The organism is Prevotella sp. DNF00663 (genome assembly GCF_001553265.1).
Classification (GTDB): domain Bacteria; phylum Bacteroidota; class Bacteroidia; order Bacteroidales; family Bacteroidaceae; genus Prevotella.
Window position 1 is genome coordinate 19,549 of sequence record NZ_KQ960644.1, and the last position, 18,034, is coordinate 37,582.

An 18,034-nucleotide genomic window follows, 5' to 3' on the forward strand; every position below is an offset into this window, starting at 1 on the left:
GCTTTTCAAGTCTGCTGTTCGGGCTTGTCAGCATTGCTGCCATGGCTCTTCAGAGTGGTTGCTAGGCCATAGCAGTGATTGAAGAATAGTATTTAAGGAATTAATTAGAAGAGGGTGTGTCAAAATGCAAATTAATAACTTGACAACTTTCAATCTATAAGTAGGGTTCTTCTAAAGGCAAAAAAAAGACCATTTCTTTACTCAAAATCGAGTACAGAAATGGTCTTTTTAAATGAATTGTTTCAAACTGTAAGGTTATCAAAATGGCATTTTCATTTTGACACACCCTCTTCTTTTCATTTGTTTGGAATGTGATACGGACATTCTCATAACCCATGGATTTGAAGAGACTATAGAATTGCCGTGTGGCATTTTCTTGTGCATGTTCTATGTTTTGCGGCGTAAGACATCTTTGTTTCATCAGCTTATATGCTTTCTTATAAAGTAATTCACGGTCGACATTGGTCCATTTGCCTTCTTCATAAAACGATTGTGTTTTTGTCTCATCAATGAAATCGTTGTCTAGAAGTTTGATAGGTGGGAGCGTGGCTTGGATGGTATCACCATCGGTTTGAATCCAATCGGGTGTGGCTTCATGCATGTTGATACCTATTCGGAGCGTTCCGTAATAGATACGTGCAAGTTTAGAATCGCCGAAGAAGCCTCGTTTCACAGTGTCTACAAACTCTTCGTCGCTGATAGACAAGAACTCCCATTCACCGATATTCTCGATAGACCGAATCTGAGTAGGGGTTATATCTATACGATTGTCGCTGTTGATGGCTACATGATTGTCGCGATTATACCATGTAAAGGTAGTAATGGCGAGTATTATCAATAAGAATAGGGTGATGATGGTAATCCATACAGCTTTTGAGAGATGTTTTAAAGCTGCGAGTATGGGATTGTTATTGGGGTGCTCCATGTGTCTAATTGTTGATCTTCTCTATTGTTGAATAGTCTAATAGTGTTGGTAAGTCGCTGATAGTAAACTCTTTGCGGAATGTTATAATGATATTTTCTTCTGTATATCCCATTTGTTTGATGATAGGAATCAAGGTCCGTGCAGCGCTCTCTTTGGCTTGATTGATGATGCCTAAATGGGGAATATCGTTGATGATAGCCTGTCGCCCTTGCTTCTCGAACGATGTAAGTTCGGCATCACTGAAGTCGGAACGAGTGAACGCTACATATTGTTTTACTTCTCGATGGTTTATCTTCGAACTGGTAAGAACTAGTTTCGGGTCTGGTAATATAATGTTGATTTTATCTCCTTTTTTACGTATGTTCTCTTTTGAGAAGTTGTCGAAGTCAATGTATGCTTTGATGGTTGCGTTCATTGGAATGGCAACTTTGCGATTACCGAGGGGAAGATTGATACTGAAATCCTTGCTCATGAACGAGCCAGAAATCTTCTTTTGGTCATCATGGGTGATGATTTTATGTACCTTACATTCTGCCGTATAGAGCCGAGATGTTCGCTGTATTTGCATAATCATCTGTGGGATGGTGTCAATAGGAGACTCGTTCGATATTTCTGTAGTCTTATGTTGAGAACAGGAACAAAAGAAAACTACAGACATAAATATGTAAAAAAAGAGATATTTCATTTGATGATACTTGTTTAATTGGTGCAAAGATAGTGTAAATGAGCCCAAAGAAAACTTTTTTCTATTTGCCAAATGCAACCTATCTTATGCAAAGATAGCAAAAAAACATAAATGTCTCGTATTTCATATATATTTATTAATTGGGCTTGAATCTTTTGGCAGTAGAAACTGCTAAATTTGTTTTAGCGGTAGATGCCGTTGTTTTTATCGCGGTTTTTTATTAACTTTGCTTCCTAAATGAACCATTGTACGATGCAACGATTTTTACCTTTCATAGTGATAAGCATGCTTGTTGGTGGACTTACTGGCTGTAAGGAAGCCAAAAAGAGCCAAGATATTATCACCCATAAGCCTAAAGCTCAGGTGATAAATAAGAAACCGCAAAAGATTGGAGACTATTTACAAACGCGAAATGTGGAATGGATTGGAGCAACTTATAAGGTTGTGGTATCCAGACAGGCCGATGAAACTTTGAAATTGGTTGTTGATGATAGCGGAAATCGCTACTATGATAACAAAATAACTGTGAAAATACTGCGTAAAGATGGTTCGGAATTCTTTAATCGTACTTTCACTAAAAGTGATTTCGAATCTTATGTGGATGATATTTACAAGAAAAACAGTGCGCTGTTAGGCGTCGTGTTGGATGCAGCACAGGGCGACAGATTGCGCTTTGCAGCCAGCGTGGGCTCACCAGATAAGATGAGTGATGAATACGTTCCTCTGGTTTTGATGATTTCAAGGACAGGAACTGTTGCCATTTCGAAGGATACCCAATTGGATACAGGAGATGGAACACAAAAGACAGAAGACGAGTTGTCTGAGGAAGAGGGGATTTAGTCCCCTCTAATTGTTTATTTTAGAAGTTTTTTGCGAGTAGCTTCAAAGGCTTTGGGATACTTGCTGATGAAGCACATGTTGACTAGGCAATTGGCCAAAATCTCTGCGTTGCTGAGGTCTACACCGCCTTCTTTTGAGATATCTTTGCCAAGGCATACCTCCCATGTAGTCATGAAAGCACTGTCCTCTGCCCCCATATACTGTTCTCCCTTATTGTCTGAATCCATTATTTTATAGCGGATTGCAGCTTTGTTTGGGACTGGTTTCATCTGAAGGATGAGATTGTATGCTGTTTCTAGTGGTTCTCTGTACTTGCTAGTTCCGGGGAACATATCGTTGATGATGGGCATGACTTCATCGAAATCGTATGCCTGAAAGAGTTGATGTAATTTCATTTTGTTTTATTGAATGGGGCGCTTATAATATCTTAATAGCTATATGGGCGCATGCTTCAGCATCGGCTAAGGCGTGATGGTGGTTTTCTAGTATGTAACCGCACTTGGCTGCGACTGTATGTAGTTGATAGTTGGCAATCTCAGTCTTGCGGAATCGTCGGCGTGCACCAGCGAGAGTACAGGAGAAAGGATAGTTTGGATAGGCCAATTCGTAGGCATTGAACACGGCTTTCAAACAGTTTTCGTCGAAAGCTTTGTTGTGAGCGACGAGTGGAAGATGCTTGATCTTGGGAGCAATCTCAGTCCAAACATCAGGAAAACTAGGTGCATCGTCAGTGTCTTCGCGCGTCAATCCATGTACAGCAGTATTGTATGGATTGTAATAATTAGGTACAGGACGAATGAGGTGATAGTATGAATCGGTTATAATCCCATTCTCTACTATCACCACACCTACACTACAAACGCTTGTTCGGTAACCATTTGCAGTCTCAAAATCTATAGCTGCAAAGTCTTTCAACTATACTATTCTTTAGAATTTAGCCATCTTAATGGCAACAACCGCGCATTCATCCCCCTTGTTACCCAGCCGACCACCACAACGATCTTGAGCTTGTTGCAAGTCGTTAGTGGTCAATAGGCCATAAACTACGGGGATTTCACTTGTGGCATTGAGCCTTGCGATGCCGGCAGTTACGCCTTGACAGATATAATCAAAATGCGGTGTTTCACCACGGATCACACATCCAAGAATGATAACAGCGTCATAGCCACCATTGAGAATCATCTGATGTGCTCCATAAACAAGCTCGAAACTTCCGGGAACAGTCTTCACATGGATGTTCTCTGGCAATGCTCCATGCTTCTCAAGAGTCTTCACTGCGCCATCAAGTAAGGCTCCTGTTACCTCTGGGTTCCATTCTGAGACAACGATACCGAAGCACATGTTGCTTGCATCAGGAACCTTGCTGAGGTCGTAATCTGAAAGATTATGTAATGCTGTTGCCATTATCGTGAAGCGCGTTCTATGTATTTGTCTATTTCCTGACTTTGAACGAGGGCTGAGTTTACATACTTACTCTTGATATCTTGATAGATTTTCAGGGCTTCATCTTTCTTACCTTGGCTCTCCAATAGTTCACCGGCTTGTAATAAGAAAGTTGGTGACAGACTTACATTTACACCATCATTGCCTTCGCTATCGGCCATATCTGCAGCTTTCTTCAAGTTGCTGATAGCCTTATCCAATTGGTTTACATGAGCGTAAGCATTGCCTAAAGCAGCAACTGCAGCCGGACTTATCATCGCATCATCAGCAGGTGAATACTGATCGAGATATTTTACAGCATCATTCCACTTCTCTAAATTGGCGTAGCAAAGACCTGCATAAAGGTTAGCCAAGTTAGCTGCGTCTGTTCCACTGAAGTCATCTGCAATCTTAACGAAGCCGGCATAACCAGCACCATCGCCATTGAGAGCCTTGTCGAACATCTCGTTGTTAAAGTATTCCTGTCCCTTTCCTAGTTCCGTGCTTGCTTTTTCTTCACGTGGACCGGCTACATAAGCCTTGTAAAGGAAGAATCCTACAATGATAACAATAAGGGCAATGACTGCACCGATGATGGCTTTCTTGTATTTATCAAAGAAAGCTTCTGACTTGTTGAGAGCTTCATTAGCTTCGAAAACTCCCTGTTCGTTCTGTTTTGACATTACTTTATATGTTTTTTATTATTTCGGCTAAAAAGCAAAGGTATACATGTTGAGACCTGTATACCATATTTGTCGCAAAAGTACTGAATATATCTCATATATTGAAATTTATTTATCCCTTTTTTTCGTTTATGAATATCAAAACCCCTAACTTTGCATTTACGATGTTATTGGATAAGATTTCCATTATTAATTTTAAGAATATTGAGTCGGCTGATTTGCAGTTGTCTCCGAAATTGAATTGCCTAATAGGAAGTAATGGTGAAGGGAAGACCAATTTACTAGATGCTATTTACTATCTTTCTTTTTGCCGAAGTGCTTTCAATCCGATTGATTCCCAAATCATGAAGCACGATTCCGACTTCATGGTTTTGGATGGTAAGTATCTCAATGATGCCGGGGATGTAGAGGATGTGTACTGTGGTATGAAGCGCGGACAGCGTAAACGATTCAAGCGGAATAAGAAAGATTATAAGCGATTGATTGAACATATAGGACTAATACCATTGGTCTTTGTGTCTCCTGCCGACAGTATCTTAATTGAAGGGGGCAGTGATGAGCGTCGCAGATTGATGGATATTGTGATTTCACAATATGATCATGGCTATATGGAAGCCCTGATGGCTTACAATAAAGCGTTGCAGCAGCGTAATGCTTTGCTCAAAATGGAGGCTGAACCTGATGTGCAACTGATGGAAATTTGGGAACAACAGATGGCTGAGAATGGTGAATTTGTGTTCCAAAAACGTGATGCTTTCATCCGGGAATTAGTGCCATTATTCCAACAGATATATCAATCTATTTCTGAAAATAAGGAGACCGTATCCCTAAACTATGTATCACATTGCCAACGTGGCCGCCTTTTGGATGTGATACAACGTGATAGATTCAAAGATAGGGCAGTGGGTTATTCGCTTCACGGTATCCATCGTGATGACATAGAGATGCTTCTTGGAGGCTATCAGTTAAGACGCGAAGGGAGTCAGGGACAGCATAAGACATTTGTATTGTCACTTAAATTGGCGCAATTTGATTTCTTAAAGCGCACATCTTCCAATACAGTTCCTTTGTTATTGCTTGATGATATTTTTGATAAACTGGATGCTCGCCGGGTTGAGCAAATCGTAAAACTGGTATCGGGAGATAGCTATGGGCAGATATTTATGACCGATACTAATCGCGACCACCTTGATCAAATTTTGCAAAGTAGCCATTGTGATTATAAGCTATTTTCAGTTGAGAATGGCGAAATAATAGAGAAAATATAATCAGATATGTTCAAACGACAGGTCTTAACACTCGATGAAGTCCTTAATAAGGTTTTGCGTGTAGAGGGATTGGAGATTCCTCTCAAGCAAAAACGGCTGATTGATTCATGGCCGACAGTCGCAGGACCGACCATAGCTCGTTATACTCAGTCTCTATTTATCAAAAACCAAACCCTCTTGGTCAAGATTTCTAATCCGGCATTACGTCAAGATCTCAGCATGATGAAAGGAAAGTTAGTCACTCGTTTGAATGAACAGGTGGGGGGATTTATCATCTCTGATATTAAGTTTTACTGATTCTCGGCGTTATAAGACTTCATCCATAGGAACATCGTATTCCGATGTCGGTACATAATCTACTTTCTGAAAGTCGAAACATACACCTATTTTATATAAATGTGGTATCTGTGTGAGCAATCTATCATAATACCCTTTGCCTCTTCCGAGTCTGTTTCCATGATTGTCGAGACTCATACTGGGGATAATACCTACCTCTATTTTCTCATACTCAGTAAATAATTCGCCCGTCGGCTCCAATATATGAAAGGCATTATCTGCTTTCAAATCTTGTGTGCCGGTGTATCTTCTAAGGATTAAATCAGTCTCACCGACTATGACAGGTAGGAGGATTTGCTTTCCCATAGCTATCAGTTGGTCGACTAAGCAATGCGTATCAATTTCGTCGGGAAGCGAATAATAGAGTAGTATATATTTAGCTTGCAGGATACGAGGATGTGAAAGCAATCGTGTAACAATTTCCTTTGACATGGCAGTCAATTGTTCCGGAGTATATTGTTTCTTTCGTTCCCGTATGATTCTGCGTAATGCTTTCTTATCTGTTATTTTCATATTATGATAGCAAATAGGAGTGTGGAAATTCCACACTCCTATCTTTTTATTTCTTGTTCTTTGGAGTCGCAGGCTTTTCAATTACTTTTGGGAAAGCTGCATTTGCTTTGAATACCGCCAAAGTTCGACTGATAACCGGATCTGAAATGTTGATATATTCATTCCATGCTTCTTCATCTAGCATATTATAGATGATTCGGCTGTTGATATACTTGTTGAGTAGGGAGTAGCTACGTTTGATAAGTAGATTACGGCGTTGCAGTCCTTTACCCTCTGCATAGGTTGCAAACTTATCTACTAAGTTCTGTTTTGCAAGATAATCGCTTAACTCCGACATTTCTTTAAAGTTGTTCAACTTCAGTCGATTGTCGTCTGTATAGGTGAAAGCATACTGCAAGATGAGTCCGCTTATGGCTGCTTGCTTGTAGTAAGAAGTCATACCAAGCGTATCTTCCGGTACGAATATGTCCGGCGTAATGCCACCTCCACCATATACTGTACGTCCTATGCCAGTGTGATATGCTGGTCCTGTATGTTTAATACTGTCTTGCGAGAAGTATTCACCATGCTGATAACGGCTTATCAAATCCTGTTCATACTCATTGTATTTGCCGCCTGTATAAGGCTTTTGGATACATCTTCCAGATGGAGTGTAGTAGCGTGCGATGGTTAGTCGAATCATGCTGCCGTCCGGAAAACCGATTTGTTTCTGTACCAATCCCTTTCCGAACGAGCGCCGACCGATGATAGTAGCGCGGTCATTATCCTGCATGGCACCGGCAAATATTTCAGCCGATGAAGCCGAACCTTCGTTGATAAGTACTATCATTGGGATTTTCTGATAACTTCCATGTCCATCAGAACGATAGTCTTGGCGTGGACTCTTACGTCCTTCTGTATAAACGATAAGCTTATTCTTTGGTAAAAACTCGTTAGCCATTTGTACGGCAGAGTTCAAATAACCGCCTGTATTGTCGCGAAGGTCTATCACTAGATTAGAGAAACCTTCTTGTGAGAGCTTCGCCAATGAGATAAGGAGCTCCGGATATGTAGTTTCTCCAAAGTTCTTAATGCGTATGTAACCGGTATTATCATCAAGCATATAAGTGGCAGCGATGCTCTTTACCGGAATGTCAGCACGTGTAACAGTGAAGTATTTAGCCTCTTTGACACCATAGCGCAGTACTCCAATCTTGACTTTTGTGTCTTTCGGACCTTTCAATCGGTGCATAGCTTCGCTTTGTGTTACCATCTTTCCGGCAAAAGGTTTACCGTCAATGCTTACGATTTTATCCCCTGCCAAGATGCCGGCTCTTTCTGCCGGCCCGTTTTTAATGACGTTTTGGACGTGTATAGTATCTTCTCTAATGGTGAATTCAATACCGACTCCAGAGAAAGAACCTTTCAAATCATCACTGGCAGCCTGTACATCTGCTGCACTGATATAGACTGAGTGGGGATCCAATTCAGACAGTATCTGCGGGATGGCATGGTCTACCAAAGAGTCCATATTCACCTTATCCACGTATTGATCATCAATGATGTGCAGCAGATTGTTGAGCCTGTTACTACCCGAATTGATAATATTCAGTCTGTTTCCAGAGAAATGATTGGCGTAAAATGTACCGATAATAATACCTAAGACAACACTAAGTGCCATCAATAGCGGCATATAACGATTCTTATTTTGATTCATTGTCGTCAGGATTTAAATATATTACTTCTATATTTGCCCTCTTTAATAAGTTGATACCATCTTCCAAACGGTACTTCTCACCGTAAACAACGCGTTTGATACCGGCTTGGATAATCAGCTTGGCACACTCTATACAGGGAGAAGCCGTCACATAGAGCGTACTCCCATCGCTGTTGTTTGACGATCGTGCCAACTTGGTGATGGCATTGGCTTCTGCGTGTAGCACGTAGGGCTTGGTCAACTTGTTCTCGTCTTCGCACACATTTTCAAAACCACTGGGCGTTCCGTTGTAGCCGTCACTGATAATCATCTTGTCTTTAACCACCAATGCGCCTACCTTTCTGCGCTCACAATAAGAGTTTTCTGCCCATATTCTAGCCATGCGCAGATATCTTAAATCTAGTTTCTCTTGCTTCTTATTCATGGTTATGCTTGCTTGATACCATTGCGAACCAACAATGCTTCAATGGTAGGCTCTTGTCCGCGGAATCGCTTATAGAGCGTCATAGGGTGCTCAGTACCACCTTTTGATAGCACGTTATCTCTAAAACTTTGGGCTGTTTTTACATCGAAGATGCCGTTTTTCTTAAATAGACTGAACGCATCAGCATCTAATACCTCTGCCCACTTGTAGCTATAGTAGCCTGCCGCATACCCTCCGGCCATAATGTGTGAGAACTGCACGGTCATACATGTATCGGGTTGTTGCTTGGTAATGATTGCTTCTTCCCATGCCTTCTTCTCAAATGGGATGATGTCGGCATCGAAAACATCTTTCCGTGTGTAGTAAGCCATATCTAAAAGTCCAAAACTTACTTGGCGTAAACAGTTGTAGGCGGCCATGAAGTTGCGGCTACGGACAATGCGGTCTATCAACTCGTCGGGTAATGGCTCGCCTGTTTGATAATGGAAAGCAAAGGTGCGTAGAAACTCTTTCTCTATCGAATAGTTCTCCATGAACTGTGATGGTAGCTCAACAAAATCCCACCATACGTTGGTACCACTTAGGCTCTCGAAGCGAGTATTGGCAAACATGCCGTGGAGGGAGTGTCCAAATTCGTGTAAGAAAGTTTCTACTTCGCTCAGTGTCAGCAATGCAGGCTTCTCGTCGGTAGGTTTGGTTAAGTTCATTACTACGCTTACGTGCGGACGCACGTTCACTCCTTTGTGGTCTATCCACTGGCCTTGGAATTCTGTCATCCATGCCCCGCCTTGTTTGCCTTTGCGCGGATGGAAGTCGGCATAGAATACAGCCAAATAGCTTCCGTCTTTGTCGTAGACCTCGTATGCTTTTACATCAGGATGGTACACCTGTATATCTTTGGCTTCTTTGAAAGTGATTCCATAAAGCCGGTTGGCCAATCCGAATACGCCATCAATAACTTTTGACAATTCAAAATAGGGGCGGAGCATTTCTGCATCAAGATTGTACTTCTCCATTTGCAGCTTGTGGCTGTAGTAACCGAAGTCCCATGGCTCCAGTTGGAAGTTGTCGCTTTCGGTCTGTTTAGCCAACTGTTCAATCTCTTTTACCTCTTCTATGGCAGTCGGTTTGTATGCTTTGAGGAGGTCGTCTAGGAGTTTATATACGTTGTCTATATTGCTGGCCATACGATGTTTCAGTACATAGTCAGCGTAAGTGTCGTATCCTAACAGTTGGGCAATCTCTCTTCTAAGGTTTACTAGTCGCTTGCATATCTCCAGATTGTTCTCGCTGTTGTTGTGTGTACACTCAGTGTTGCGAGCCATGTACATTTGCTTGCGTAATTCTCGACATGCAGAATAGGTCATGAAAGGACTGTAGCTGGGGTAATCGAGTGTGAATATCCATCCCGTCTCATTCTTTTCTTTTGCTGTTTGCGCAGCAGCTTCGATAGCTGTATCAGGCAGTCCTGCAAGGTCTTTCTCGTCTGTCAGGTGTAGCGTGAAAGCTTTATTCTCTTTCAACAGGTTTTGTGAGAACTGTAAAGAGAGTACGCCGGCTTCTTCTGTCAGTTTGCGTAAGGTCTCTTTTTGTTCATCATTGAGCAGCGCACCACTTCTAACAAAACCGTCATAACTGGTTTCGAGCAACATTTGCTCTTCGGGTGTAAGGTCGCGATGATGGTTGTAGACATATTGGATACGCTCGAACAAACGCTTGTTTAGTTTGACATCGTTGGCGTGCTGTGTCAATATTGGGCTGAGTTTTTGAGCCAATTCGTCTAGCTCATCGTTGGTCTCGGCACTCAACATGCATGAGAAGACGTTGGATACGCGGTCCAATAAGTCGTAATAATGTTCGCCTTTCTCTGTGTCTACACGTATAATGGTGTTCTCGAATGTCGGTGTTTCCTTGTCGTTGATAATCTTCTGAATCTCTTCATCATCACGACGGATTCCCTCCATGAACGCCTCTTCAAAGTCAGATGTCTGAATGGAGTTGAAGGGGATAGTATCATGTGGAGTATTATACGGTTTAAAAAAAGGATTAATACGATTTTCTTTCTCTATTTGATTCTCATTCATACTAATTTAGTAAAAGCTATTTGCAGCTGTAAAGTTACGCTAAATCAGGATAATAACAAAATTTACTATCGCTTTTTTAGCTAATTTATGGAACCGAGCATACTATGCTTGTTTTGCTGCAACAACTTGGCAATATTGCTGTTTAGATTTTTCAGTAAAACTGCCGCTTTTAGGCAGAGAAATTGTTAGGCCTCTGCAGTCGTCTGATAAGAAATATATGGTAAGGTAAATGAGTCATGAATGCATCATAACGATGTCTTGATAGACTGTATAAAAAGAAAATCGAGTAGTCCGATAACAGACTACTCGATTTTCTTGATGCTTATAATCCCTTTGCCTTGAGCAGTGCTGCGGCATCAGGTTCTTTTAATCCTGTGAAATCGGAGAAGATGCTCATTAAGTCAAGGGTGTTGCCCTTGCTTAATACTTTGGTGCGGAAAGCGTCACCAACTTGGCGTGTCAATGCTCCATGGGTAGCGAAATAGTCGGCAACATTGACTGCTAACACCTCACTCCAAAGATAGCTATAGTATCCGGCTGCATATCCACCGCCCCATACATGATTGAAATATGAAGTGTGATAGCGGGGAGGTATCTGATTGTCTAAGAGGCCAATCTCTCTCAATGCTGTAGCTTCAAACTCGTTAGCCTTATCTGCTGAAGGCACTTGAGAAGTCTCAAGGCAATGCCATGCCATATCGGCACAAGTGGCAGCGAGGTTCTCGCCAAGGGCGTAAGCAGATTGGAAGGTGAGCGAGTTCATCATCTTGGCTTTCAAATCTTCGGGCATCGGCTCGTTGGTTTGATATTGGCGAGCATAATTGTTGAACACTTCGGGAATGCTGGCAAATGATTCATTGAATTGCGATGGCATTTCTACGAAGTCGCGTGTTACAGCTGTTCCACTTAAAGTATTGTATTTACAATTGGAAAGCATACCGTGGAGGGCGTGTCCAAACTCGTGGAATAGCGTACATACATCGTCCCATGTGATGAGTGTTGGTTGTCCTTCGGGAGCCTTTGCGTAGTTGCAAACGTTGTAGATGAGTGGTAATTGACCACGTAGTTTGCTTTGTTTGGCAAACGAACTCATCCATGCTCCACCTCGTTTGGTTGGTCTACGATAGTAATCGCAATAGAATAAAGCTATTTGCTTGCCGTTCTCGTCCAGCACATCAAATACTTGCATGTCCTTATGATAGGTGGGCAGATCCTTACGTTCTTTGAAATTGAGACCGTAAACACGATGTGCGGCGTAGAAAACACCCTTGATGAGTACGGTATCTATATTGAAATAAGGTTTTACATCGTCGTCAGAAAAATTGAACTGCTCCTTTTTCATCTTTGCAGAATAGTAGAAACGGTCGTAAGGTTGGAGTTTAAAATCAGCTCCTTCTGTCTTACGAGCATATTCTTCGATAGCTTTTGTTTCGGCTTCAGCTTTAGGTTGGTATGCTTTGATGAGTTTTTTCAAGAAGTTGTAGGCATTAGTTGGATTCTTGGCCATTGCTTTGTCAAGAGAGTAAGAAGTGTAGTCCTTGAATCCCATGAGTTGAGCTTTCTCAGCACGCAAGCGTGCAATCTCCGATACAAGTGGGAATGTGTTGAAGCTACCGGTGCCATCAGCGCGGTGGATTGAGGCCTCGAAGACACGTTGACGTAAGTTTCGGTTAGCAAGACTTGCCAAGATTGGCTGTTGTGTGGTGTTGGTAATGACGATACAGTAAGGCGCTTTACCACCACGACTTTCGGCATCTTTCTTGCATTGTGCAATATCTGCATCGCTCAATCCCGCGAGTTCCTTGACGTCATTCACCCATACGGCTGCGGCATTGGCAGCTTTGGGAAGCATGTTACCAAACTCTTGTTGCAGTTTGGCCAAACGATTATTAATGGTCTCCATGCGCTTCATTTTCTCAGGAGACAGCAAGGCGCCGGAACGCACGAAGCCTTTATAGACGTCTTCAAGCAGTTTGCGATCTTCTCCGGTAAGCGATTTCAGTTGATGATCGTAGACGTATTTGATACGTTTGAAAAGCTTTTGATTGAAGCTAACTTCATTTTCAAAGGCTGTGAGTAGCGGTATAATGGTATTCTCTGCTTGCTCTAACTCCGATGTTTTGTCGGCTTCGGCCACAGCATTGAATATACTGCTAACGCGGTCTAAGAGTAAACCGCTCTTCTCGTATGCCAAAATCGTGTTGTTGAAAGTTGGAGTTTGCTTGTTATTAACGATGTTGGCAATCTCCTGTCGTTGCTGTTTGATACCGGCTTGAATAGCAGGTACATAGTCGGATGACTTGATTTTGCTGAAGTCGGGTGCACCAAATGGGAGTGTACTGGGTGTCATGAGTGAATTGGTTACGCGAGTTTGTGCTTTCTTTTTAGTTACGCCTTGAGTCATTTGTAAGCATGGAATGGCGCAAGTAAACGTAGCGATAAGAAGCACTTTCTTTGTTTTTGTGTTCATAATTTATATGCATTGCAAATTAAATATTTTTGGAATTTTATGTGATAGGCTTACCTAAATGCTCTAAAGCTGGAATGATGATATAACCACGTTTAAGAGTTAGTTGGCCTAAGTCTTGCATTTCGTTGAGTGCACGGGATATGTCTAACCTACTATCATTCAGTTCTTCAGCCAGTTGTTGCATCTTAATTTTGATTGTCTTTGGCCCTGCTGGGCGTAGACAGCGGTCGGTGACGAAGCGAGCAATACGCTCCTTGAGGTTTTCTGGAACGTGTCTTAAGGGGGCATGTTGCATTCGCTGACTCTTAGTAGAGATGATGTTGAGTAGGCTCATACGAAAGATGGCATACTCAGTTGATAATTTCATTATCTCGTTTTTGTCGAGACTCATCACGTAACATTTCGTTTCGGCGGTGAAGGTTTTGCTGAAACGTTGTGTAAGACCAAAAAGATGTTCGGGTTGAAGAATGTCTGGAGTCGAGATGTGTTCTGTGATTTGATAGCTGTAATCGTCGGCTTGAGTCGTGACAAGCAGGTTACCTGTCAGTAGAAAATAAAGATGTGTGCAGGGCGAATCGGCAACAACAATGGGTTGTCCGGACTCGTATTTGTGGAAACCAAACTTGGTTTCTCCCACAATCGTTTCAAGTTCGGAGCGACTTAAGCCTTGGAATAGTGGGAGAGTAACGAGTTTGTGATATAAATGAATATCATATTCTTGCATCTGTATAGAGGTTCCTATTTTACAATCTTGTTCTTAAGCGATGGCGAATACCATACTGCTAGGCGGTTGTTATTATCGGAATAGATGAAATAGGCCATGAGGTCAGGGTGCTGGTTCAACACTTTCTTGGCTTCATCAATACCCAATACCATGAAAGCTGTGGCATATGCGTCGGCTTTGGCGCATGTATTGGCAAGCACAGTAGCCGATAAGAGGCTGTGTTGGACGGGATACCCAGTATGCGGATCAATGGTATGAGCATACTTCTTGCCACCTTTGTAATAGAAGTTGCGGTAGTTTCCGCTGGTAGCCATGGCTTTGTCGGTGACGTTCAAGACGGTTTGGAGTTCTTGATTGATTTGCAATGAGTCGTCGGTAGGTTTGGTTACACCAATCTTCCATGGCATTCGCTTCTCGCTGATACCACATGTTACAACCTCGCCACCAATTTCTATCATGAAGTTTTTGATACCTCTGCTTTTCAAGAATCTTGCTACACAGTCACTTCCGTAGCCTTTTGCGATGGCACTACAGTCAAGCATAACACGCGGGTCGGCCTTGGTTACAGTATTGTTCTTGAGTGATACCTTGTTGTATCCAACGATATTTAAGAGTGAATCAATCTTTTGCTTATTGGGATTCTTGCCTTGTTTAAAACCGAATCCCCATAGATTGACAAGTGGAGCCACGGTAATATCAAAGGCACCATGGGTCTGTAGAGAAATCTCTTCGGCCATGTTGAAAACCTCATTGAACAGTCTGTCGGTCTTGACGGTCTGGTTATTGTTGATTCGTGTGATGATGGAAGAGTTGTTAAAAGTAGATAATGAGTTATCTACTTTATTCAGTTCTGCAACAATTTCCTGATTCAGGTCGGTTTCACTTTGGTAAGTAATGTTATACACTGTACCAAAGATATTGCCTGTATTGTGCTGATAAGGCATTGAACGTTGCTGCTTGATAATATAAATTGTACCGATAATCAGTACAATCAAGAATGGTAATTGCCAAGCGAGTTGTTTTCTTTTTTTCGTCTCCATATCTTTTCGTATTGTTAAAAGATTAGAATTCAAGTGCGACATTGAATGTTCCACCTAGTCGGGCATTGCCATATCGTCCGTATCCCGGTACATACCACGGAGCACCAATGTCTCCATGGTTGTGTATTAAGCGCCGACGATAGCGGAAACTCCAACCTAATCGGAGTGGTCCCCATATTTTTGCATCAATAGCAAAGAGTGCTTCGAGCCAATGAAAAGAACCACTGATACCGGTAGCAGAAATGTTTGTATTGCCTTTCCAAATCGGATCTACAAGTCCGGAACTAGCTACATTATATTTAAAAATCGTGAAAGCATAGCGAAAACCGCCATATATGCGGTATATATCGTGCTTATCTTTCATTAGATTGAAGTCTACACCTGCTTTGAAATAAGGCGCATTTGTTTTATAAGTGAGTTTGGTTGAGGCATTCTCGGCATTGGCTTTACCATAACCAAGTTCCACTGTCGGAAAGTATTTATCTTTTAAATTCACTTTAACAGCACCTTCGTATTGTCCATAATCGCTCACGGCAAGTTGCACAGGACCTACTAAATCGGTTGAAACTTGCACTCCGCGGAATGTTGGTATCGTGTCTTGGACCGGTACAATTTTCTTTTTATACTGTTGTGCAAAGGACGGAATGCACACCAAGAACAAAAGACTACTGATAGCGATCTTTGAAAGTGATGTTGAAATGGCTTGGTGTTGCATCGTAGTTTACGTTGGCATTGTTAATAGAAAGATTCTCAATCATGTGGGTAGTGAAGCGTACCGACTTGATAGTATGAAAGACAACTGCATTACAATCTACCGATTCAAAGTGTGGTTGATTAGTCTTTTCCACAACAATGGTATCTCTTCCGAGCTTACCGCTCTTATTGGCATATAAGAAATAAAAGGTGTCTGCGTCGTTGGCATAGCTCATTGGTAACTGAAAACTATCCACTTCAATAGCTCTATTGAGAACGATTGAATCGACGCCATTGCCCAAATTAGCAAATACTGTCAACGAATCTTGAAGTTTCTTCACAGTACCTTGAAGCTTATACGTGGTATAAACTCGACTGTTCATGGGGCATTCGATACTCGAACAAGCAGCTAACAGCACACCCGATAAGATGAGTAGAATCAGTCTTCGCATCTTAATTTCTTTTCTATTTGATAATCATTGCGACCGGGATTGCTTCTGCTGATGAGGTCACCAAGGAATCCTGCAAGGAACAACTGGGTGCCGATGAGCATGGTGGTCAATGCTATATAAAACCAAGGGGAACTTGTAATCAGGCGTTGGGGAATCCCGTTAGAGAGTGCATAGAGTTTATCTGCTCCAATCAAAAGAACCGCAATGAAGCCTATAAAGAACATGATTGAACCCAAAAGGCCAAATACATGCATTGGTTTTTTACCGAAATTGCTGAGAAACCACAGGGTTATCAAGTCTAGATAGCCGTTGAAGAAACGATTGATACCAAACTTTGTAGAGCCGTATTTGCGTGCTTGGTGGTGCACAACTTTCTCGCCAATTTTATCAAATCCTGCATTCTTGGCCAAATAAGGGATGTATCGATGCATCTCTCCATACACTTCTATGTTCTTTACAACCTCTTTACGATAAGCTTTCAAGCCACAATTGAAGTCGTGAAGATTAGGGATGCCACTGATTTTTCGTGCTGTTGCATTGAAAAGTTTGGTAGGAATGGTCTTTGATAGTGGGTCGTAACGCTTCTGTTTGTATCCGGAAACGAGGTCGTAACCATCTACTGTAATCATTCGATATAGCTCAGGAATCTCGTCGGGAGAGTCTTGTAAATCGGCATCCATGGTGATAACAACGTCTCCTTGTGCCTCTTGGAATCCGCAAAAGAGTGCCGGACTCTTTCCATAATTGCGACGGAACTTGATTCCTTTGACGTTATTATCTTTCGTACTAAGTTCCTCTATGACGTTCCACGAGTTGTCTGTAGAACCGTCATTGATAAAGATTATCTCGTAAGTAAAGTTGTTGGCCTTCATCACACGCTGAATCCAAGCGTGCAATTCGGGTAAAGATTCATCCTCATTATAAAGAGGTACAACTACTGATATATCCATATTTAGTGTTTTATAATGTTCTTTTTAGTTCGTCTGAAGCAGAAAAGGGCAATTACAGGCGTAACGATGAAACCTAAAATGATTTCATCTATCATGAAGATGGAGGTCAACGACAGAGGCGACATTTGAGTATAGAAGCTTATGGCTTTAGTATATTCGTGCCCTTTTGAGCCGGTTATGGTGTCCATTAATATGGCCGTTGATGTCAACATCGAGGTGAACTGCCCATCATCTACAAGGCTTAGATAGAAAAATTGGAATGCTGAAAAGATGAAAGCACCGCAGAAGAACACATCCATACAATATAGTATAGCACGTCCAAGAGGAATGATGCCATCTAAAGCGTAGTCTCTAAATTTTGTCAATCGCCACCCTACGAAGAACGGAGTGAACAAAACAAGGAACCCACCAATTCCTATTTCAGGTAAATAGATCGTGCTTAGGAAACTTACAATCCATAAAATGGCCAAATAGACACCGTCTAATCGGGCGAAAGCTTGCATTTGTAAGATGGAACGAATGTTTATCATTAACAGAAAAATGCGTTTGTATTTAGTTGCAAAAATACGCAAATTCCCACATAATATGCCATAAGTTGAGAAAAATTGTGTTTTTTTAGACGGGAGCTAGAGGTCTGCTTGAAAATGTAAAAGGAACAGAGCTACAATGAATGTACGTTCTATTCCTTCTTGAGCCTCTTGTCGGATTCGAACCAACGACCCCGAGATTACAAATCACGTGCTCTGGCCAACTGAGCTAAAGAGGCAGGTGGGCAAGCTGTTCATATCGCGCCGCTACAACCTAATACCCTTGCTGCGTTCCCACCCTG

The 18,034-nt window shown here is 41.9% G+C and carries 20 protein-coding genes and 1 tRNA gene; 3 read left to right on the plus strand and 18 right to left on the minus strand.

From position 1 onward, the window contains the following. Window positions 1-154: 154 nt before the first annotated feature. Window positions 155-925, minus strand: coding sequence for a DUF4230 domain-containing protein (locus tag HMPREF3034_RS08430; protein ID WP_082721739.1), 771 nt, complete (start codon window positions 923-925; stop codon window positions 155-157). Window positions 926-929: 4 nt separating this feature from the next. Continuing rightward, window positions 930-1,610, minus strand: a complete 681-nt coding sequence (locus tag HMPREF3034_RS08435) for a DUF4230 domain-containing protein (protein ID WP_062434780.1) — start codon at window positions 1,608-1,610, stop codon at window positions 930-932. Window positions 1,611-1,862: 252 nt separating this feature from the next. Here HMPREF3034_RS08435 and HMPREF3034_RS08440 point away from each other — a divergent pair, with 252 nt between their 5' ends. After that, a complete protein-coding gene (locus HMPREF3034_RS08440) occupies window positions 1,863-2,450 on the plus strand; it encodes a DUF4738 domain-containing protein (protein ID WP_062434782.1) in 588 nt (195 codons plus the stop codon). Between the two features lie 14 nt (window positions 2,451-2,464). Here HMPREF3034_RS08440 and HMPREF3034_RS08445 read toward each other — a convergent pair whose 3' ends face one another. The 4 genes from HMPREF3034_RS08445 to HMPREF3034_RS08460 are packed head-to-tail and all read right to left on the minus strand — an operon-like array spanning window position 2,465 to window position 4,555. Beyond that, window positions 2,465-2,845, minus strand: coding sequence for a DUF6557 family protein (locus tag HMPREF3034_RS08445; RefSeq protein ID WP_062434785.1), 381 nt, complete (start codon window positions 2,843-2,845; stop codon window positions 2,465-2,467). 22 nt (window positions 2,846-2,867) lie between these two features. After that, window positions 2,868-3,365: a 3'-5' exonuclease gene (locus tag HMPREF3034_RS08450; RefSeq protein WP_062434789.1), complete on the minus strand. Its 498-nt coding sequence runs from the start codon at window positions 3,363-3,365 to the stop codon at window positions 2,868-2,870. 12 nt (window positions 3,366-3,377) lie between these two features. Beyond that, window positions 3,378-3,854, minus strand: coding sequence for a 6,7-dimethyl-8-ribityllumazine synthase (ribH, locus tag HMPREF3034_RS08455; RefSeq protein WP_036896514.1), 477 nt, complete (start codon window positions 3,852-3,854; stop codon window positions 3,378-3,380). Continuing rightward, window positions 3,854-4,555: a tetratricopeptide repeat protein gene (locus HMPREF3034_RS08460; RefSeq protein ID WP_062434792.1), complete on the minus strand. Its 702-nt coding sequence runs from the start codon at window positions 4,553-4,555 to the stop codon at window positions 3,854-3,856. Before HMPREF3034_RS08460 ends, ribH begins: the two co-directional genes overlap by 1 nt. Window positions 4,556-4,719: 164 nt before the next feature. On the opposite strand from HMPREF3034_RS08460, the gene HMPREF3034_RS08465 reads away from it, so the two are divergent. Then, window positions 4,720-5,823 (plus strand): DNA replication/repair protein RecF, encoded by a 1,104-nt coding sequence (locus HMPREF3034_RS08465; protein WP_062434796.1) that lies wholly within the window; start codon window positions 4,720-4,722, stop codon window positions 5,821-5,823. 6 nt (window positions 5,824-5,829) lie between these two features. Next, the gene (locus tag HMPREF3034_RS08470; protein ID WP_062434799.1) at window positions 5,830-6,120 is read left to right on the plus strand and encodes a DciA family protein; all 291 of its coding nucleotides are present in this window, start codon (window positions 5,830-5,832) and stop codon (window positions 6,118-6,120) included. 9 nt (window positions 6,121-6,129) lie between these two features. Here HMPREF3034_RS08470 and HMPREF3034_RS08475 read toward each other — a convergent pair whose 3' ends face one another. The 12 genes from HMPREF3034_RS08475 to HMPREF3034_RS08530 all read right to left on the minus strand — a co-directional run bounded on the left by HMPREF3034_RS08475 (window position 6,130) and on the right by HMPREF3034_RS08530 (window position 17,971). Continuing rightward, the gene (locus HMPREF3034_RS08475; protein ID WP_062434802.1) at window positions 6,130-6,672 is read right to left on the minus strand and encodes a 5-formyltetrahydrofolate cyclo-ligase; all 543 of its coding nucleotides are present in this window, start codon (window positions 6,670-6,672) and stop codon (window positions 6,130-6,132) included. Window positions 6,673-6,718: 46 nt separating this feature from the next. Further along, window positions 6,719-8,368, minus strand: coding sequence for a S41 family peptidase (locus HMPREF3034_RS08480; RefSeq protein WP_062434805.1), 1,650 nt, complete (start codon window positions 8,366-8,368; stop codon window positions 6,719-6,721). Beyond that, window positions 8,355-8,792 carry a deoxycytidylate deaminase gene (locus HMPREF3034_RS08485; protein WP_036896505.1) on the minus strand — a complete coding sequence of 146 codons (438 nt, stop codon included), beginning with the start codon at window positions 8,790-8,792 and terminating at the stop codon, window positions 8,355-8,357. Before HMPREF3034_RS08485 ends, HMPREF3034_RS08480 begins: the two co-directional genes overlap by 14 nt. Before the next feature lie 2 nt (window positions 8,793-8,794). Continuing rightward, the gene (locus HMPREF3034_RS08490) at window positions 8,795-10,876 is read right to left on the minus strand and encodes a M3 family metallopeptidase (protein ID WP_062434808.1); all 2,082 of its coding nucleotides are present in this window, start codon (window positions 10,874-10,876) and stop codon (window positions 8,795-8,797) included. A 322-nt stretch (window positions 10,877-11,198) separates the two neighbouring features. Then, window positions 11,199-13,280, minus strand: coding sequence for a M3 family metallopeptidase (locus HMPREF3034_RS08495; protein WP_369796370.1), 2,082 nt, complete (start codon window positions 13,278-13,280; stop codon window positions 11,199-11,201). A gap of 103 nt (window positions 13,281-13,383) precedes the next feature. Continuing rightward, a complete protein-coding gene (locus HMPREF3034_RS08500) occupies window positions 13,384-14,070 on the minus strand; it encodes a Crp/Fnr family transcriptional regulator (RefSeq protein ID WP_036896500.1) in 687 nt (228 codons plus the stop codon). Window positions 14,071-14,084: 14 nt separating this feature from the next. Continuing rightward, the gene (locus HMPREF3034_RS08505; protein ID WP_036896499.1) at window positions 14,085-15,110 is read right to left on the minus strand and encodes an FAD:protein FMN transferase; all 1,026 of its coding nucleotides are present in this window, start codon (window positions 15,108-15,110) and stop codon (window positions 14,085-14,087) included. A gap of 22 nt (window positions 15,111-15,132) precedes the next feature. After that, a complete protein-coding gene (locus HMPREF3034_RS08510) occupies window positions 15,133-15,825 on the minus strand; it encodes a DUF6048 family protein (RefSeq protein ID WP_197421750.1) in 693 nt (230 codons plus the stop codon). Further along, window positions 15,776-16,255, minus strand: coding sequence for a DUF6452 family protein (locus tag HMPREF3034_RS08515; protein ID WP_036896498.1), 480 nt, complete (start codon window positions 16,253-16,255; stop codon window positions 15,776-15,778). The genes HMPREF3034_RS08510 and HMPREF3034_RS08515 overlap by 50 nt, the downstream gene beginning before the upstream one ends. Further along, window positions 16,243-17,205: a glycosyltransferase family 2 protein gene (locus tag HMPREF3034_RS08520; RefSeq protein WP_036896497.1), complete on the minus strand. Its 963-nt coding sequence runs from the start codon at window positions 17,203-17,205 to the stop codon at window positions 16,243-16,245. Before HMPREF3034_RS08520 ends, HMPREF3034_RS08515 begins: the two co-directional genes overlap by 13 nt. 2 nt (window positions 17,206-17,207) lie before the next feature. Beyond that, entirely contained in the window at window positions 17,208-17,735 is a 528-nt protein-coding gene (locus HMPREF3034_RS08525; protein ID WP_036896495.1) for a DUF4199 domain-containing protein, read from the minus strand. A 162-nt stretch (window positions 17,736-17,897) separates the two neighbouring features. Continuing rightward, window positions 17,898-17,971 (minus strand) — tRNA-Thr (locus tag HMPREF3034_RS08530). Window positions 17,972-18,034 lie beyond the last annotated feature (63 nt).

Coding starts and splice junctions, on each gene's coding strand:
- HMPREF3034_RS08440 (WP_062434782.1), top strand. CDS start 1,863: ATGCAACGATTTTTACCTTTCATAGTGATAAGCATGCTTGTTGGTGGA.
- ribH (WP_036896514.1), bottom strand. CDS start 3,854: ATGGCAACAGCATTACATAATCTTTCAGATTACGACCTCAGCAAGGTT.
- HMPREF3034_RS08500 (WP_036896500.1), bottom strand. CDS start 14,070: ATGCAAGAATATGATATTCATTTATATCACAAACTCGTTACTCTCCCA.
- HMPREF3034_RS08525 (WP_036896495.1), bottom strand. CDS start 17,735: ATGATAAACATTCGTTCCATCTTACAAATGCAAGCTTTCGCCCGATTA.
- HMPREF3034_RS08505 (WP_036896499.1), bottom strand. CDS start 15,110: ATGGAGACGAAAAAAAGAAAACAACTCGCTTGGCAATTACCATTCTTG.
- HMPREF3034_RS08475 (WP_062434802.1), bottom strand. CDS start 6,672: ATGAAAATAACAGATAAGAAAGCATTACGCAGAATCATACGGGAACGA.
- HMPREF3034_RS08480 (WP_062434805.1), bottom strand. CDS start 8,368: ATGAATCAAAATAAGAATCGTTATATGCCGCTATTGATGGCACTTAGT.
- HMPREF3034_RS08510 (WP_197421750.1), bottom strand. CDS start 15,825: ATGCAACACCAAGCCATTTCAACATCACTTTCAAAGATCGCTATCAGT.
- HMPREF3034_RS08460 (WP_062434792.1), bottom strand. CDS start 4,555: ATGTCAAAACAGAACGAACAGGGAGTTTTCGAAGCTAATGAAGCTCTC.
- HMPREF3034_RS08515 (WP_036896498.1), bottom strand. CDS start 16,255: ATGCGAAGACTGATTCTACTCATCTTATCGGGTGTGCTGTTAGCTGCT.
- HMPREF3034_RS08430 (WP_082721739.1), bottom strand. CDS start 925: ATGGAGCACCCCAATAACAATCCCATACTCGCAGCTTTAAAACATCTC.
- HMPREF3034_RS08445 (WP_062434785.1), bottom strand. CDS start 2,845: ATGAAATTACATCAACTCTTTCAGGCATACGATTTCGATGAAGTCATG.
- HMPREF3034_RS08465 (WP_062434796.1), top strand. CDS start 4,720: ATGTTATTGGATAAGATTTCCATTATTAATTTTAAGAATATTGAGTCG.
- HMPREF3034_RS08495 (WP_369796370.1), bottom strand. CDS start 13,280: ATGACTCAAGGCGTAACTAAAAAGAAAGCACAAACTCGCGTAACCAAT.
- HMPREF3034_RS08470 (WP_062434799.1), top strand. CDS start 5,830: ATGTTCAAACGACAGGTCTTAACACTCGATGAAGTCCTTAATAAGGTT.
- HMPREF3034_RS08490 (WP_062434808.1), bottom strand. CDS start 10,876: ATGAATGAGAATCAAATAGAGAAAGAAAATCGTATTAATCCTTTTTTT.
- HMPREF3034_RS08485 (WP_036896505.1), bottom strand. CDS start 8,792: ATGAATAAGAAGCAAGAGAAACTAGATTTAAGATATCTGCGCATGGCT.
- HMPREF3034_RS08520 (WP_036896497.1), bottom strand. CDS start 17,205: ATGGATATATCAGTAGTTGTACCTCTTTATAATGAGGATGAATCTTTA.
- HMPREF3034_RS08435 (WP_062434780.1), bottom strand. CDS start 1,610: ATGAAATATCTCTTTTTTTACATATTTATGTCTGTAGTTTTCTTTTGT.